The sequence below is a fragment of the Streptomyces racemochromogenes genome (assembly GCF_039535215.1).
In the GTDB taxonomy this organism is placed as follows: domain Bacteria; phylum Actinomycetota; class Actinomycetes; order Streptomycetales; family Streptomycetaceae; genus Streptomyces; species Streptomyces racemochromogenes.
This window is the reverse complement of sequence record NZ_BAAAWT010000001.1, coordinates 1,248,384-1,262,618: the sequence shown is the minus strand read 5'-3', so window position 1 is coordinate 1,262,618 and position 14,235 is coordinate 1,248,384. Positions and strand designations below refer to the sequence as shown.

Genomic DNA, 14,235 nt, shown 5'->3' with positions numbered 1-14,235 from the left:
GTACCCCCGCCCCGTACCCCGGGGCCCCGCTCCCGGACCCGCTCCCGAACGAAAGGCACCCCCGATGAAGGACATCCGCACCCGCGCGGTGCACGTGGCCCACGAGCTCGAAGTCCCCGCCAGCCGCCCGCTGTCCGTACCGCTCGTCCAGTCCTCCGCCTTCGCCTTCGACTCCGCCGACGAACTGGCCCGGGCCATGGCGGGCCCCGACGGCGACTACGTCTACAGCCGCCGCGGCAACCCCACCGTCCGCGCCCTGGAACGGACCCTCGCCGGACTGGAGGGCGGCGCCTCGGCCATCGCCTTCGCCTCCGGGATGGGCGCCATCAGCGGGGTGCTCCTCGCCCTGCTCCGCCCCGGCGACCAGGTGATCGCGCAGCGCTGCCTGTACGGGGGGACGTACGCGGCGCTGAGCGACCTGAAGGAGCGCTACGGGGTACGGGTCGACCACATCGGCGGTGACGACGCGCGCGAGTTCGAGGCGCTCGCCGGGCCCCGCACCCGGCTGCTGGTCCTGGAGACCATCGCCAACCCCACCGGCCAGGTCCCCGACCTGCCCGGCCTGCTGGCGGCGGCCCGGCGCCTCGGGGTGATCAGCGCCGTGGACAACTCCCTGGCCTCGCCCGTCCTGTGCCGGCCGATCGAGCACGGCGCCGACATCGTGCTCCACTCCACCACCAAGTACCTCGCGGGGCACTCCGACGTCCTGGGCGGCGCGGCCGTCTTCGCGGACGACGCCCTGCGCCGGGAGGTGTGGCCGCGCACCGTCGAACTCGGCGCCAGCGCCGACCCGTTCGCCGTATGGCTGACGCTGCGCGGGATCGCCACGCTGCCGCTGCGGATGCGCGAGCACTGCGCCAACGCCGGCGTGCTGGCGCAGCGGCTGGCGGCCCACCCGGCGGTGGCGGCCGTCCACTGGCCGTGGCTGGGAACGCACCCCTCGTACGCGATGGCCCGCAAGGTGCTCTCCGGGGGCGGGGGGCTGCTCTCCTTCGACCTGCGCGGCGGCCGGGAGGCGGGCCGCGCCTTCGTCGAGGGGGTGCGCCTGGCGCGGCTCGCGCTCTCGCTGGGCGGGGTGGAGACGCTGGTCACGCACCCCGCCAGCACCTCCCACCGGGAGCTGGACGAGGGGGCGCTGGCGCGCGCCGGCATCGGTCCGGGCCTGGTCCGGATGTCGGTGGGGATCGAGGACCCGGAGGACCTCTGGCAGGACGTGGAACAGGCACTGCGATAGAACAGACGATGCGGTCTTCTTTTGGGTTGACAAAATAATCGGCTGATTCGTAGATTGGTTCACGCCAGAGGAACTGTTTCTCTCCGTCAAGGGGGTTGCGTGATGCGCTACTTCGAGGACTTCCGGACCGGTGACGTCCACGAACTGGGCTCCGTCACCGTCACGGCGGAGGAGGTGCTGGAGTTCGGCAGGCGCTTCGACCCGCAGCCCTTCCACACCGACCCGGAGCTCGCCGCCCGGACCCCGTTCGGCGGCCTGATCGCCAGCGGCTGGCACAGCGCCTCGATGTTCATGCGCCGCTACGTCGACGGGCTCCTCGCCTACAGCGCCTGTACCGGCTCCCCCGGCGTGGACGAGATCCGCTACCTGCGGCCCGTCCGCCCCGGGGACGTGCTCACGGCGCGCGTAGAGATCCTGGGCTCGCGCCCCTCGCCGTTCAACCCGCGCACCGGCGTCGTCCAGCCCAGGTGCACGCTGGCCGACGCCGACGGGAACGTCGTGTTCAGCATGATCCTGCACAGCATCTTCGAGCGGCGGCCCGCCGAGTGCGACGCGCCGCACCCCGCCGCGGCGGAGGACCCGGTCGTCCGCGCCGGCTCCCCGGCCTGACATCCCCCCACCCCACGAGTGAAGGGAGCCTCCCGTGGAGGCCGTATCCCGCACCGCCCAGTGGACCGCCGCCGCGCGGGCCCTGGAAACCGAGCGCGAGGACCGGCTGTTCGCCGACCCGTACGCGCGCACCGTCGCCGACACCATCGGCTTCGACCTGCTGGAGCGCTACGCCGGCGCCGGCACCGTGCCGTTCCTCGCCATCCGCACCACCTACCTGGACCGGGCCATCGTCCGTGCCGTCCAGGACCACGGCATCCGCCAGGTGGTGTTCCTCGCCGCCGGCATGGACACCCGCTTCTACCGGCTCCCGTGGCCCGAAGGCGTCACCGTCTACGAACTCGACCGGCCCGCGCTCCTGGAGGCCAAGGCCGAGATGCTGGCCGGGGAACCCGACCCGGCCGGGCGTACCCGCGTCACCGTCCCCGTCGACCTGACCCAGGACTGGACGGGGCCCCTGGAAGAGGCCGGCTGGCGCGCCGACCAGCCCGTGCTGTGGGTCGTCGAGGGCCTGCTCTTCTTCCTCCCCGAGGACGCCGTACGCGGCCTCATCTCCACCCTCGCCGGCCACTCCGCGCCCGGATCCGTCCTGCTCGGCGACGTCATCAGCAAGGCCGCCCTGCAGAACCCGCTCTCCCGGCCCTTCCTCAACTGCCTCGAGGAGGACGGCAACCCGTGGCTCTTCGGCACGGAGACCCCCGAGGCCCTCCTCACCGAATGCGGCTGGGACGTGCGCGAGGTCCGCCAGCCCGGCGAGGACGGCGCCGACTTCGGCCGCTGGCCCTACCCGGTGCCCGCCCGCGAGGTCCCCCGCGTCCCGCGCTCCTTCCTGTTCACCTGTGACCTCCCGACCGCCGAGGTGAAGGCAGCATGACCGCCGTCCACGACTTCCACCAGCGCGTCATCAGCGACGCCGGCGCCGCCGTCCGCGGCCTGACCGTCGCCCTCGGGGAGCGGCTCGGCCTCTACCGGGCGCTGGCCGGGGCCGGCCCGCTGACACCCGCCCAGCTCGCCGAGCGCACCGGGATCAGCACCCGCTACGCCGAGGAGTGGCTGCACGCCCAGCTGAGCGCCGGATACGTCGAGCGCCACCCGGGCGCCGGGGCGTACACGCTGCCCGCCGACCACGTCCCCGTGCTGGCCGACCCCACCGCCGTCACCTTCGCCGCCGGGTTCTTCACCGCCCTCAAGGCCCTCTACGGCACCGAGGACCTCCTCGTCGACGCGTACCGCACCGGCGACGGCGTCGGCTGGGCGGAGCACGACCCGGCCCTCGACACCGGCATGGGCAGCTTCTTCCAGCCCACCTACGAGCACCGCCTCGTCCCCGAATGGCTGCCCGCCCTCACCGGGGTCACCGCCAAGCTCGCCGCCGGCGGCACCGTCGCCGACGTCGGCTGCGGCGTCGGCCACACCACCCTGCTGATCGCGAAGGCCTTCCCGCAGGCGACCGTCCACGGCTTCGACTACTCCGAGGAGGCCGTCTCGATCGCCCGCCGCCTCGCCGACGAGGCCGGGCTCGGCGACCGCGTCGTCTTCGAGGTCGCCTCCGCGGACGACTACCCCGGCACCGGCTACGACCTGGTCACCTTCTTCAACGCCCTGCACGACATGGGCGACCCGGTCTCCGCCGCCCGGCACGTGCACAAGTCCCTGGACGCGGACGGCACCTGGATGCTCGTCGAGTCCAACGTCTCGCCCGACGACATCGGCACCCAGACCCCGGCCGCCCGCATGTTCATGGCCCTCTCCGCCGTCATGTGCCTGCCCGTGGCCGTCGCCCAGCACGGCCCCCACGCGCTCGGCAACCACTCGGGCGAGACGGCCTTCCGCGGCATCGCCGAAGAGGCCGGCTTCACCCGCTGGCGCCGCGCCACCGAGACCCCGGTCAACGCCGTCTACGAAGTCCGGCCGTAGCCGCCGCACCCGGCCCGCGCCACCCCACACCCCGAGGAGTCACCATGGGCGTCAGCGCCCCCCTGCCGGTCACCGACCGGTTCCTTGAAGTCCTGGAACGGCTCAGCCACCGCTCCATCGAGGAGTACTACAACCCCTACCAGCAGTTCGACTGGCCCGAGCAGCTCGACGAGGGCCGCATGTGGATGACCCCCGAACTGCTCACCGTCTACGGCACCCCCTTCCACGAGGAGCTCGGCGAGGAGACCCTCCGGCGCCTCTCCAAGTGGGAGAGCATCAACTTCTACAGCCTCAACGTGCACGGCATCCGCGAACTGCTCATCGAGGTCGTCGGACGCATCCACATGCCCGGCTTCGAGGTGCCCTCGGACTTCTTCCACCACTTCATCGGTGAGGAGAACGAGCACATGTGGTTCTTCGCCGAGTTCTGCCGCCGCTACGGCGACAAGATCTACGGCTCCACCGCCCTGCGCGCCGACTCCGCCTGGGAGCCGGAGGTGGAGAACTTCCTGGTCTTCGCCCGCATCCTGTTCTTCGAGGAGCTCGTCGACCACTACAACACGCGGATGGCGCGCGACGAGGACCTCTGCCACACCATCCGCGAGGTCAACCGCATCCACCACCAGGACGAGTCCAGGCACATCGCCTTCGGCCGGGAACTGGTCTCCCTGCTCTTCGACCGGATGCGCCAGGCCGTCCCCGCCGCCCGCGTCGCCGAGGTCGAGGCCTACCTCAAGCGGTACGTCGTCTACAGCCTCAACTCCCTCTACAACCCGCACGTCTACCGCGACGCCGGCATCGCCGACCCGGTGGGCCTGCGCAACGCCCTGGTCGCCGACGAGCGCCGCCGGCCCTTCGAGCGCAAGACCATCCGCAAGCCGCTCGGATTCTTCCTGAAGACCGGGATCTTCACGGACGACGTCCTGCCCGTCGTCTGAGCGGCCCACCGCCGTCCGAGAGGTGACTCCCCCATGACCGCCATGACCGCCATGACCACCGCCACCACCACCGCTCCGGCCACCACGGGCCTTCCGTCGCTCGGCCCCGAGGGCACCGCCCTGCTGCGGCTGCTCGACGACACCTTCGAGAACTGGGGCGTCCAGGCGGGCGCCCGCTCGATGACCATGCCCCCGCTGCTGCCCGCCGCCGACCTGGCCCGGCTCGACTACTACGACAACTTCCCCCACCAGGCCGTCGTGGCGGCCCCGCTGAACCTGGACGTCCGGGAGACCAGCGAGTTCTGCGCCGACACCGGCTGCTTCCCCTGTGACGCGCTGGAACCGGCCGCCCTCGGCCTGCCGTCCGCGTCCTGTTACGCCGTCTACATCGACCACCAGGGCCGCCCGGCCGCCGACGACGAGCTCGTCACCGTCGTCGGCTGGTGCTTCCGCAAGGAGGCGCACTACGAGGGACTGCGCCGCCAGCTCGGCTTCCGCATGCGGGAGATCGTCGCCATCGGCACCCGCGAGCACGCCGAACGACACCTCGCGACCTTCACCCGGCGGATCCACGCCTTCGCCGAGGCCCTCGACCTGCCGCTGAGCCGCGAGGCCGCCTGCGACCCCTTCTTCGACAAGGGCAGCTCCAAGGCCGTCCTCCAGCGCCTGACCCCGGTCAAGCACGAGTTCCTGTACGAGGACCTCGCGATCGCCTCGGTCAACACCCACCGCAACTTCTTCGGCGACCGGTGCGAGATCCCCCTCGCCTCCGGCGGCGGCCCCGCCTTCACCAGCTGCGTCGCCTTCGGACTGGAGCGCTGGCTGTCCGCGCTCACCCGCCGCCACGGCAGCTGGGGCGCCGCGACCGCCGCGGTCCTGCGCGCGAACGCCGCCGGGCCGGCGATCTGAGATGCCGACCCGACCCGTCGTCGCCCCGCCGGCGGGCGGCCTGGGCTGGGCGAACCTCGGCATGGACATCGTGTCCGTCACCCGTGTCCGCCGGCTCCTGCGCCTCTACGGCGAGGACTTCTTCCAGCGCATGCTCGCCCCCGGCGAACTCGCCGACTGCCGCACCGCCGCCAAGCTCGACGTACTGAGCCTGTGCGGGCGGATCGCCGCCAAGGAGGCGGCGTTCAAGACCCTCCGCGTCCGCGCCGTGTTCCTGCCCTGGCGGGACATCATCGTGCGGCGCTCCGAGGGCGGCTGGCCGCTCGTGGAACTCCACCGGTCCGCCGCCGAGATGGCCGAGCGCTCCGGCATCGCCGGGATCACCGTGACCATCAGCCACGACGTGGACTACGCGGTGGCGGTCGCCGCCCCCGTACTGGACCCGAACGCCGTCCCGGAGCCCCTCCCCGCCCCGGGCCCCGCCCCGGAGCCCGCCCCGGCCCCCGCGCCCCCCACCCCACCCGTACACAGCACTTCAAGGAGAGACACCATGTCCGACGGTCTGCAGCTCGTGAAGAACTGGCTCCTCGCCCGCCACGAGGAGCTCGACGACATCGCCGGCGACCTCGACCTCATCGAGACCCGGCTGATCGACTCCCTGTCCTTCGTCGAGTTCGTCTTCCTGCTGGAGCAGCACAGCGGCCGCGCCATCCAGCTGGAGACCCTGGAGGTCGACGAGATCCGCACCCTCGACGCGATCCGCACCCACTTCTTCACCGCCCAGGCGGTCCAGGCATGAGCAGGCGCCTGTTCACCTCCGAATCCGTCACGGAAGGCCATCCCGACAAGATCGCCGACCGGATCAGCGACACGATCCTCGACGCCCTCCTGCGCGAGGACCCGGCGTCCCGCGTCGCGGTCGAGACCCTCATCACCACCGGCCAGGTCCACATCGCCGGAGAGGTCACCACGACGGCGTACGTGCCGATCGCCGAACTCGTCCGCGGCGCCATCCTCGACATCGGCTACGACTCGTCCAAGAAGGGCTTCGACGGTGCCTCCTGCGGCGTGTCGGTGTCCATCGGCGCCCAGTCCCCGGACATCGCCCAGGGCGTCGACACCGCCTACGAGCAGCGCGTCGAGGGCGAGGGCGACGAACTCGACCGGCAGGGTGCCGGCGACCAGGGCCTGATGTTCGGCTACGCCACGGACGAGACGCCCGAGCTGATGCCGCTGCCGATCCACCTCGCGCACCGCCTCTCGCGCCGTCTGACCGAGGTCCGCAAGAACGGGAAGATCCCCTACCTGCGCCCCGACGGCAAGACCCAGGTCACCATCGAGTACGACGGTGACAGGGCCGTCCGCCTGGACACGGTGGTGGTCTCCACCCAGCACGCCGCCGACATCGACCTCGACTCCCTCCTCACCCCGGACATCCGGGAGTTCGTCGTCGAGCACGTCCTCGCCCGGCTCCTCGAGGACGGCATCAAGCTGGACACCGAGGGCTACCGGCTGCTGGTCAACCCGACCGGCCGCTTCGAGATCGGCGGCCCGATGGGCGACGCCGGCCTGACCGGCCGCAAGATCATCATCGACACGTACGGCGGCATGGCCCGCCACGGCGGCGGCGCCTTCTCCGGCAAGGACCCCTCGAAGGTGGACCGCTCGGCCGCCTACGCCATGCGCTGGGTCGCCAAGAACGTGGTCGCCGCCGGCCTGGCCGTGCGCTGCGAGGTCCAGGTCGCCTACGCCATCGGCAAGGCCGAACCCGTCGGCCTCTTCGTCGAGACCTTCGGCACCGGCACCCTGCCCGACGAGCGGATCCAGGAAGCCGTGACCGAGGTCTTCGACCTCCGCCCCGCCGCGATCGTCCGTGACCTCGACCTGCTGCGCCCGATCTACGCCCAGACCGCCGCCTACGGCCACTTCGGCCGCGAACTGCCGGACTTCACCTGGGAACGCACCGACCGCGTGCACGCGCTGCGCAAGGCCGCCGGGATCTGACATGCGCATCGCTGTCACCGGGTCCATCGCGACCGATCACCTGATGACCTTCCCCGGCCGGTTCGCGGACCAGCTGCTCGCGGACCGGCTGGACCGGGTCTCCCTGTCGTTCCTCGCCGACAACCTGGAAGTGCGACGGGGCGGGGTGGCGGCGAACATCGCCTTCGGGCTGGGCGTGCTGGGACTGCGCCCGTCCCTGGTGGGCGCGGTGGGCGGGGACTTCGAGCCCTACCGGGTGTGGCTCAAGGACCACGGGGTGGACACCGACTCCGTCCGCGTCAGCGACACCCGCCACACCGCCCGCTTCGTCTGCACCACCGACCGGGAGCAGAACCAGATCGCGACCTTCTACGCCGGCGCGATGGCCGAAGCCCGCGAGATCGACCTGCGGGAGGTCGTCACCCGCCACGGCCGGCCGGACCTGGTCCTGGTCTCCCCGGACGACCCCGAGGCCATGCTCCGGCACACCCGGGGCTGCCGCGAACTCGGCATCCCCTTCGCCTCCGACCCCTCCCAGCAGCTGGCCCGGCTCGACCGCGACGAGGTGCGCGAACTGGTCGACGGCGCGCAGCGGCTGTTCACCAACGAGTACGAGTCCGCCCTGCTGTGCGAGCGGTCCGGACTCACCGAGGAGCAGGTCCTGCGGCGCGTCGGCTCCTGGGTCACCACGCGCGGCGAGGACGGCGTACGGATCCGCGCGGAAGGCCGCGAGACCCTCACCGTCCCCGCCGTGCCGGTCGCCGAGGTCGTCGACCCGACGGGCGTCGGCGACGCCTTCCGGGCCGGCTTCCTCGCCGGGACGGCCTGGGGCGTCGCCGAGCGGTACGCGGCCCGGCTGGGCTGCGCGGTCGCCGCGACCGTCCTCGACCACACCGGCACGCAGGAGTACCGCCTGGAACGCGAACCGCTGCTGGCCCGGCTCCGCACCGCCTACGGCCCGGCCACCGCGACGGAACTGTCCACACACCTGGGGGCTCTGGAATGAGACGGTCACTGCGGGAGGAACTCGCCAGACGCGTCGTCGTCGCGGACGGCGCCATGGGCACGATGCTCCAGGAGGCCGACCCCGCCCTGGACGACTTCCTCGGACTGGAGGGCTGCAACGAGGTCCTCAACCTGACCCGCCCCGACATCGTCCGCTCGGTCCACGACGCCTACTTCGCCGTCGGCGTGGACTGCGTCGAGACCAACACCTTCGGCAGCAACCTGTCCGCGCTCGCCGAGTACGGCATCGAGGACAAGGTCTACGAACTCTCCGAGGCCGGAGCCCGCATCGCCCGCGAGTCGGCGGACGCGCACACCGCCCGGGACGGCCGGCCCCGCTGGGTGCTGGGGTCCCTGGGCCCCGGCACCAAGCTGCCCACCCTCGGGCACGTGGGGTACGAGCCCCTGCGCGACGCCTACCAGCAGAGCGCCGAGGGCCTGGTCCGCGGCGGCGCGGACGCGCTGCTCGTGGAGACCACCCAGGACCTCCTCCAGACCAAGGCCGCCGTCATCGGCGCGCGACGGGCACTGGACTGGTGCGGCATGGGAGACCTCCCGCTGATCGTCCAGGTCACGGTGGAGGCGACCGGCACGATGCTGCTGGGGTCGGAGATCGGTGCGGCGCTGACGGCGTTGGAGCCGCTGGGGATCGACATGATCGGTCTGAACTGTGCGACGGGTCCGGCGGAGATGAGCGAGCACCTGCGCTACCTCGCCCGCAACGCGCGGATCCCGCTGTCGTGCATGCCGAACGCGGGCCTGCCGGTGCTGACGAAGCAGGGCGCGCACTATCCGCTGTCGGCCTCCGAGCTGGCGGACGCGCAGGAGACCTTCGTCCGTGAGTACGGGCTCTCCCTGGTGGGCGGCTGCTGTGGTACGACGCCGGAGCATCTGCGGCAGGTGGTGGAGCGGGTGCGGGGCACGGCGGTGACCGAGCGCAGTCCGCAGCCGGAGGCGGGTGCGGCGTCGCTCTATCAGACGGTGCCGTTCCGGCAGGACACCTCGTACATGGCGATCGGTGAGCGGACGAACGCGAACGGGTCGAAGAAGTTCCGTGAGGCGATGCTGGAGGGCCGCTGGGACGACTGTGTGGAGATGGCGCGGGACCAGATCCGTGAGGGCGCGCACATGCTGGATTTGTGCGTGGACTACGTGGGCCGTGACGGTGTCGCGGACATGCGGGAGCTGGCGGGGCGTTTCGCCACCGCCTCCACCCTGCCCATCGTCCTGGACTCGACCGAGGTGCCCGTGATCCAGGCGGGGCTGGAGAAGCTGGGCGGGCGTGCGGTCATCAACTCGGTCAACTACGAGGACGGTGACGGGCCGGACTCGCGGTTCGCGAAGGTGACCCGTCTGGCGCGGGAGCACGGTGCTGCGCTGATCGCGCTGACCATCGACGAGGAGGGCCAGGCCCGCACGGTCGAGCACAAGGTCGCCATCGCCGAACGCCTCATCGAGGACCTGACGTCGAACTGGGGGATCCGGGAGTCGGACATCCTCATCGACACGCTGACGTTCACGATCTGCACGGGGCAGGAGGAGTCCCGTAAGGACGGGATCGCGACGATCGAGTCGATCCGTGAGCTCAAGCGCCGTCATCCGGACGTGCAGACGACGCTGGGTCTGTCGAACATCTCCTTCGGTCTGAATCCGGCGGCCCGGGTGCTGCTGAACTCGGTGTTCCTGGACGAGTGCGTCAAGGCGGGTCTGGACTCGGCGATCGTGCACGCGTCGAAGATCCTGCCGATCGCCCGGTTCGACGAGGAGCAGGTCAGCACCGCCCTCGACCTGATCTACGACCGGCGTGAGGGTGACTACGACCCGCTGCAGAAGCTGATGGCCCTCTTCGAGGGGGTGAACACCAAGTCGCTGAAGGCCGGCCGTGCGGAGGAGCTCCTGGCGCTGCCGCTGGAGGAGCGGCTCCAGCGGCGGATCATCGACGGCGAGAAGAACGGCCTGGAGGCGGACCTGGACGAGGCACTCCAGACCCGGCCGGCGCTGGACATCGTTAACGACACCCTGCTGGAGGGCATGAAGGTCGTCGGTGAGCTGTTCGGTTCCGGGCAGATGCAGCTGCCGTTCGTCCTGCAGTCGGCGGAGGTGATGAAGACGGCGGTCGCCTACCTCGAGCCGCACATGGAGAAGACGGACGACGAGGGCAAGGGCACGATCGTGCTGGCCACGGTCCGCGGGGACGTCCACGACATCGGCAAGAACCTGGTCGACATCATCTTGACCAACAACGGCTACAACGTGGTGAACATCGGCATCAAGCAGCCGGTCTCGGCGATCCTGGAGGCCGCGCAGGAGCACAAGGCCGACGTGATCGGCATGTCCGGGCTGCTGGTGAAGTCCACGGTGATCATGAAGGAGAACCTGGAGGAGCTCAACCAGCGCAAGCTGGCGGCCGACTACCCGGTGATCCTCGGCGGCGCCGCCCTCACCCGCGCCTACGTCGAACAGGACCTCCACGAGATCTACGAGGGCGAGGTCCGCTACGCCCGGGACGCGTTCGAAGGCCTGCGGCTGATGGACGCGCTGATCGCCGTCAAGCGCGGCGTCCCCGGCGCCCAACTCCCGCCCCTCAAGCAGCGCCGCGTACCGCAGCGGGCGGCCGTACTCGACGTGCACGAGCCGGAGGAGTCCGGCGCCCGCTCCGACGTCGCCGTCGACAACCGGGTGCCCACCCCGCCGTTCCTCGGCACCCGGGTCGTCAAGGGCGTCCCGCTCAAGGAGTACGCGGGCTGGCTCGACGAGCAGGCGCTCTTCAAGGGCCAGTGGGGCCTCAAGGACGCGGAGTCCGTCGAGACGGAGGGCCGGCCCCGGTTGCGCGGCTGGCTGGACCGGCTGCACACCGAGCGGCTCCTGGAGGCCGCCGTGGCCTACGGCTACTTCCCCTGCGTCTCCAAGGGCGACGACCTGATCGTCCTGGACGAGGACGGGGGAGAGCGCACCCGGTTCACCTTTCCCCGCCAGCGCCGCGGGCGTCGGCTCTGCCTCGCCGACTTCTTCCGCCCGGAGGACTCCGGCGAGGCCGACGTCGTCGGCCTCCAGGTGGTCACCGTCGGCTCCAGGATCGGCGAGGCCACGGCCAGGCTGTTCGAGTCCGACTCCTACCGCGAGTACCTGGAGCTGCACGGCCTCTCCGTCCAGCTCGCCGAGGCCCTCGCCGAGTACTGGCACGCCCGCGTCCGCGCCGAGCTCGGCATCGCCGGGTCGGATCCGGCGGCCATGGACGGCATGTTCCGCACCGAGTACCAGGGCTGCCGCTACTCCCTCGGCTACCCGGCCTGCCCCGACCTGGAGGACCGCGCCAAGATCGCCGACCTGCTCCGGCCGGAGCGGATCGGCGTCCACCTCTCGGAGGAGTTCCAGCTCCACCCCGAGCAGTCCACCGACGCCATCGTCATCCACCACCCCGAGGCCGGCTACTTCAATGCCGGAGGCCGCCGATGACCTCCGGCGCCGGACGAGTTCAAGGAGCACTTCCCATGTCTGACGGGTTCACGGACTTCAAGGTCGCGGACCTTTCCCTTGCCGCCTTCGGCCGCAAGGAGATCACCCTGGCCGAGCACGAGATGCCGGGTCTGATGTCGATCCGCGAGGAGTACGCCGAGGCGCAGCCGCTGGCCGGCGCCCGCATCACCGGCTCCCTGCACATGACCGTGCAGACCGCCGTGCTGATCGAGACCCTCGTCGCCCTCGGCGCGGAGGTCCGCTGGGTGTCCTGCAACATCTACTCGACGCAGGACCACGCGGCCGCGGCCATCGCGGCCGCGGGGATCCCCGTCTTCGCCTGGAAGGGCGAGACGCTGGAGGAGTACTGGTGGTGCACGGAGCAGGCGCTGACCTGGCCCGGGCACGCGGGCCCGAACATGATCCTGGACGACGGCGGGGACGCCACCCTCCTGGTCCACAAGGGCGTCGAGTTCGAGAAGGCCGGGGCCGTTCCCGACCCGTCGACGGCCGACAACGAGGAGATGGCCCTCGTCCTCGAACTCCTGGGCCGCTCCGCCCTGAACTGGACCGAGCTCGCCTCCGGGATCCGGGGGGTGACGGAGGAGACCACGACCGGTGTCCACCGCCTCTACGAGATGCACCAGGCCGGCGCCCTCCTCTTCCCGGCGATCAACGTGAACGACGCCGTCACCAAGTCGAAGTTCGACAACAAGTACGGCTGCCGGCACTCGCTGATCGACGGCATCAACCGTGCCACCGACGTCCTGATCGGCGGCAAGGTCGCGGTCGTCTGCGGCTACGGCGACGTGGGCAAGGGCTGTGCGGAGTCGCTGCGCGGCCAGGGCGCGCGCGTCATCGTCACCGAGATCGACCCGATCTGCGCGCTGCAGGCGGCGATGGACGGCTACCAGGTCGCCACCCTCGAGGACGTGGTGGAGACCGCGGACATCTTCATCACCACGACCGGCAACAAGGACATCATCATGGCCTCGGACATGGCCAAGATGAAGCACCAGGCCATCGTGGGCAACATCGGCCACTTCGACAACGAGATCGACATGGCCGGCCTCGCGAAGATCGAGGGCATCGTCAAGGACGAGGTCAAGCCGCAGGTCCACACCTGGAAGTTCCCCGACGGCAAGGTCCTGATCGTGCTGTCCGAGGGCCGCCTGCTGAACCTGGGCAACGCCACCGGCCACCCCTCGTTCGTGATGTCGAACTCCTTCGCGGACCAGACCCTGGCCCAGATCGAGCTCTTCACCAAGCCGTCCGAGTACCCGACCGACGTCTACGTGCTCCCCAAGCACCTCGACGAGAAGGTCGCCCGCCTCCACCTCGACGCCCTCGGCGTCAAGCTCACCACCCTGCGCCCCGAGCAGGCCGCGTACATCGGCGTCGAGGTCGAGGGCCCGTACAAGCCCGACCACTACCGCTACTGACGGCCGTGGCCATCATGGAAGCGGCCGTGGAAGCCGACGCCGAGGTGCGCGACCCGTGGCTGCCCGACCGGCTGCTGCGCACCGAACGGGACGCGCTGCTCCCGCTGTTGCGGCGTACGCCGGAGTCGGCGTTCGGGCTGCGCACCGCCTGCCCGGGGTGGACCGTACGGGACGTGCTCGCGCACTGCGGCGCCGCCCTGGTTCGCATCGTGGAGGGCCGGCTGGAGGAAGGCGTGTTCCTGCCCGCCGCCAACGCCGCCGACGTGGCCGAACGCGCGGAGTGGCCGCTGGCGCGGATCGTGGACGAGCTGGAGCGCGGGCTCGGCGAGGCCGGCCCGGTCATCGCCGGGGGCGACGGCACGCTCGACGCCGTGGCCCTGGGGGAGTGGATCCACGCGGGCGACGTCCGCGCGGCCTTCGGGGAGCCCGGGGCGTACGCCGGGGACAGCCTGCCGCTGGCCCTGCCCCTGCTGCGGATGGTCAGCCGCAAACGGGACACGCCCCGGCTGGTCGCGGACACCGGCGGCCCCGGGGGCCCGCTGGTCCTGGGCAACGAGGTGCCGGGCCGGCCCCCGGCCCGCTTCCGGGGCGACGCGGCGACGCTGATCCGCCTCTACTCCGGCCGCCCCCTGGTCGCGACCCGCTACGAACTGGCGGGCGCGGCCGAGGCGGAACTGCTCGTCTACCGGTGACCCCGGACAGCACGACGGCCGGGTCCCGTACGCCCCACAGGGCGCACGCGGCCCGGCCCCGGGAAGGCCCC

At 71.4% G+C, this 14,235-nt stretch carries 12 protein-coding genes; all 12 read left to right on the top strand.

The annotated features are described in order from the left end of the window. The first annotated feature begins 64 nt into the window (after positions 1–64). The 12 genes from ABD973_RS05890 (at position 65) to ABD973_RS05835 (ending at position 14,164) form a co-directional block, all read left to right on the top strand. Positions 65–1,234 carry a trans-sulfuration enzyme family protein gene (locus ABD973_RS05890; protein ID WP_345498966.1) on the top strand — a complete coding sequence of 390 codons (1,170 nt, stop codon included), beginning with the start codon at positions 65–67 and terminating at the stop codon, positions 1,232–1,234. A gap of 102 nt (positions 1,235–1,336) precedes the next feature. Further along, on the top strand, positions 1,337–1,843 hold the full coding sequence (locus ABD973_RS05885; protein WP_125822993.1) for a MaoC family dehydratase: 507 nt from the start codon (positions 1,337–1,339) through the stop codon (positions 1,841–1,843). Positions 1,844–1,877: 34 nt separating this feature from the next. After that, on the top strand, positions 1,878–2,717 hold the full coding sequence (locus tag ABD973_RS05880) for a class I SAM-dependent methyltransferase (protein ID WP_125822994.1): 840 nt from the start codon (positions 1,878–1,880) through the stop codon (positions 2,715–2,717). Beyond that, complete coding sequence (locus tag ABD973_RS05875; protein WP_125822995.1) at positions 2,714–3,760, top strand: methyltransferase domain-containing protein; 1,047 nt, start codon at positions 2,714–2,716, stop codon at positions 3,758–3,760. The genes ABD973_RS05880 and ABD973_RS05875 overlap by 4 nt, the downstream gene beginning before the upstream one ends. A 44-nt stretch (positions 3,761–3,804) precedes the next feature. Further along, positions 3,805–4,698 (top strand): diiron oxygenase, encoded by an 894-nt coding sequence (locus ABD973_RS05870; RefSeq protein WP_125603927.1) that lies wholly within the window; start codon positions 3,805–3,807, stop codon positions 4,696–4,698. A 33-nt stretch (positions 4,699–4,731) separates the two neighbouring features. Continuing rightward, on the top strand, positions 4,732–5,607 hold the full coding sequence (locus tag ABD973_RS05865) for a class-II aminoacyl-tRNA synthetase family protein (protein ID WP_206436586.1): 876 nt from the start codon (positions 4,732–4,734) through the stop codon (positions 5,605–5,607). Between the two features lies 1 nt (position 5,608). After that, complete coding sequence (gene acpS / locus ABD973_RS05860; RefSeq protein ID WP_125822996.1) at positions 5,609–6,385, top strand: holo-ACP synthase; 777 nt, start codon at positions 5,609–5,611, stop codon at positions 6,383–6,385. Further along, positions 6,382–7,590 carry a methionine adenosyltransferase gene (gene metK, locus ABD973_RS05855; protein WP_345498957.1) on the top strand — a complete coding sequence of 403 codons (1,209 nt, stop codon included), beginning with the start codon at positions 6,382–6,384 and terminating at the stop codon, positions 7,588–7,590. Before acpS ends, metK begins: the two co-directional genes overlap by 4 nt. A gap of 1 nt (position 7,591) precedes the next feature. Further along, positions 7,592–8,575 (top strand): carbohydrate kinase family protein, encoded by a 984-nt coding sequence (locus tag ABD973_RS05850; RefSeq protein WP_125822998.1) that lies wholly within the window; start codon positions 7,592–7,594, stop codon positions 8,573–8,575. Continuing rightward, positions 8,572–12,030 carry a methionine synthase gene (metH, locus tag ABD973_RS05845; protein WP_345498954.1) on the top strand — a complete coding sequence of 1,153 codons (3,459 nt, stop codon included), beginning with the start codon at positions 8,572–8,574 and terminating at the stop codon, positions 12,028–12,030. Before ABD973_RS05850 ends, metH begins: the two co-directional genes overlap by 4 nt. 35 nt (positions 12,031–12,065) lie before the next feature. After that, positions 12,066–13,472, top strand: a complete 1,407-nt coding sequence (gene ahcY / locus ABD973_RS05840) for an adenosylhomocysteinase (RefSeq protein ID WP_345498952.1) — start codon at positions 12,066–12,068, stop codon at positions 13,470–13,472. Between the two features lie 14 nt (positions 13,473–13,486). After that, on the top strand, positions 13,487–14,164 hold the full coding sequence (locus ABD973_RS05835) for a maleylpyruvate isomerase family mycothiol-dependent enzyme (RefSeq protein ID WP_125824225.1): 678 nt from the start codon (positions 13,487–13,489) through the stop codon (positions 14,162–14,164). Positions 14,165–14,235 lie beyond the last annotated feature (71 nt).

What these genes read in the sequence shown, in the direction of transcription:
- ABD973_RS05890 (WP_345498966.1), top strand. Translation starts at nt 65, where the DNA reads ATGAAGGACATCCGCACCCGCGCGGTGCACGTGGCCCACGAGCTCGAA.
- ABD973_RS05885 (WP_125822993.1), top strand. Translation starts at nt 1,337, where the DNA reads ATGCGCTACTTCGAGGACTTCCGGACCGGTGACGTCCACGAACTGGGC.
- ABD973_RS05875 (WP_125822995.1), top strand. Translation starts at nt 2,714, where the DNA reads ATGACCGCCGTCCACGACTTCCACCAGCGCGTCATCAGCGACGCCGGC.
- ABD973_RS05870 (WP_125603927.1), top strand. Translation starts at nt 3,805, where the DNA reads ATGGGCGTCAGCGCCCCCCTGCCGGTCACCGACCGGTTCCTTGAAGTC.
- ABD973_RS05865 (WP_206436586.1), top strand. Translation starts at nt 4,732, where the DNA reads ATGACCGCCATGACCGCCATGACCACCGCCACCACCACCGCTCCGGCC.
- acpS (WP_125822996.1), top strand. Translation starts at nt 5,609, where the DNA reads ATGCCGACCCGACCCGTCGTCGCCCCGCCGGCGGGCGGCCTGGGCTGG.
- metK (WP_345498957.1), top strand. Translation starts at nt 6,382, where the DNA reads ATGAGCAGGCGCCTGTTCACCTCCGAATCCGTCACGGAAGGCCATCCC.
- ABD973_RS05850 (WP_125822998.1), top strand. Translation starts at nt 7,592, where the DNA reads ATGCGCATCGCTGTCACCGGGTCCATCGCGACCGATCACCTGATGACC.
- metH (WP_345498954.1), top strand. Translation starts at nt 8,572, where the DNA reads ATGAGACGGTCACTGCGGGAGGAACTCGCCAGACGCGTCGTCGTCGCG.
- ahcY (WP_345498952.1), top strand. Translation starts at nt 12,066, where the DNA reads ATGTCTGACGGGTTCACGGACTTCAAGGTCGCGGACCTTTCCCTTGCC.
- ABD973_RS05835 (WP_125824225.1), top strand. Translation starts at nt 13,487, where the DNA reads ATGGAAGCGGCCGTGGAAGCCGACGCCGAGGTGCGCGACCCGTGGCTG.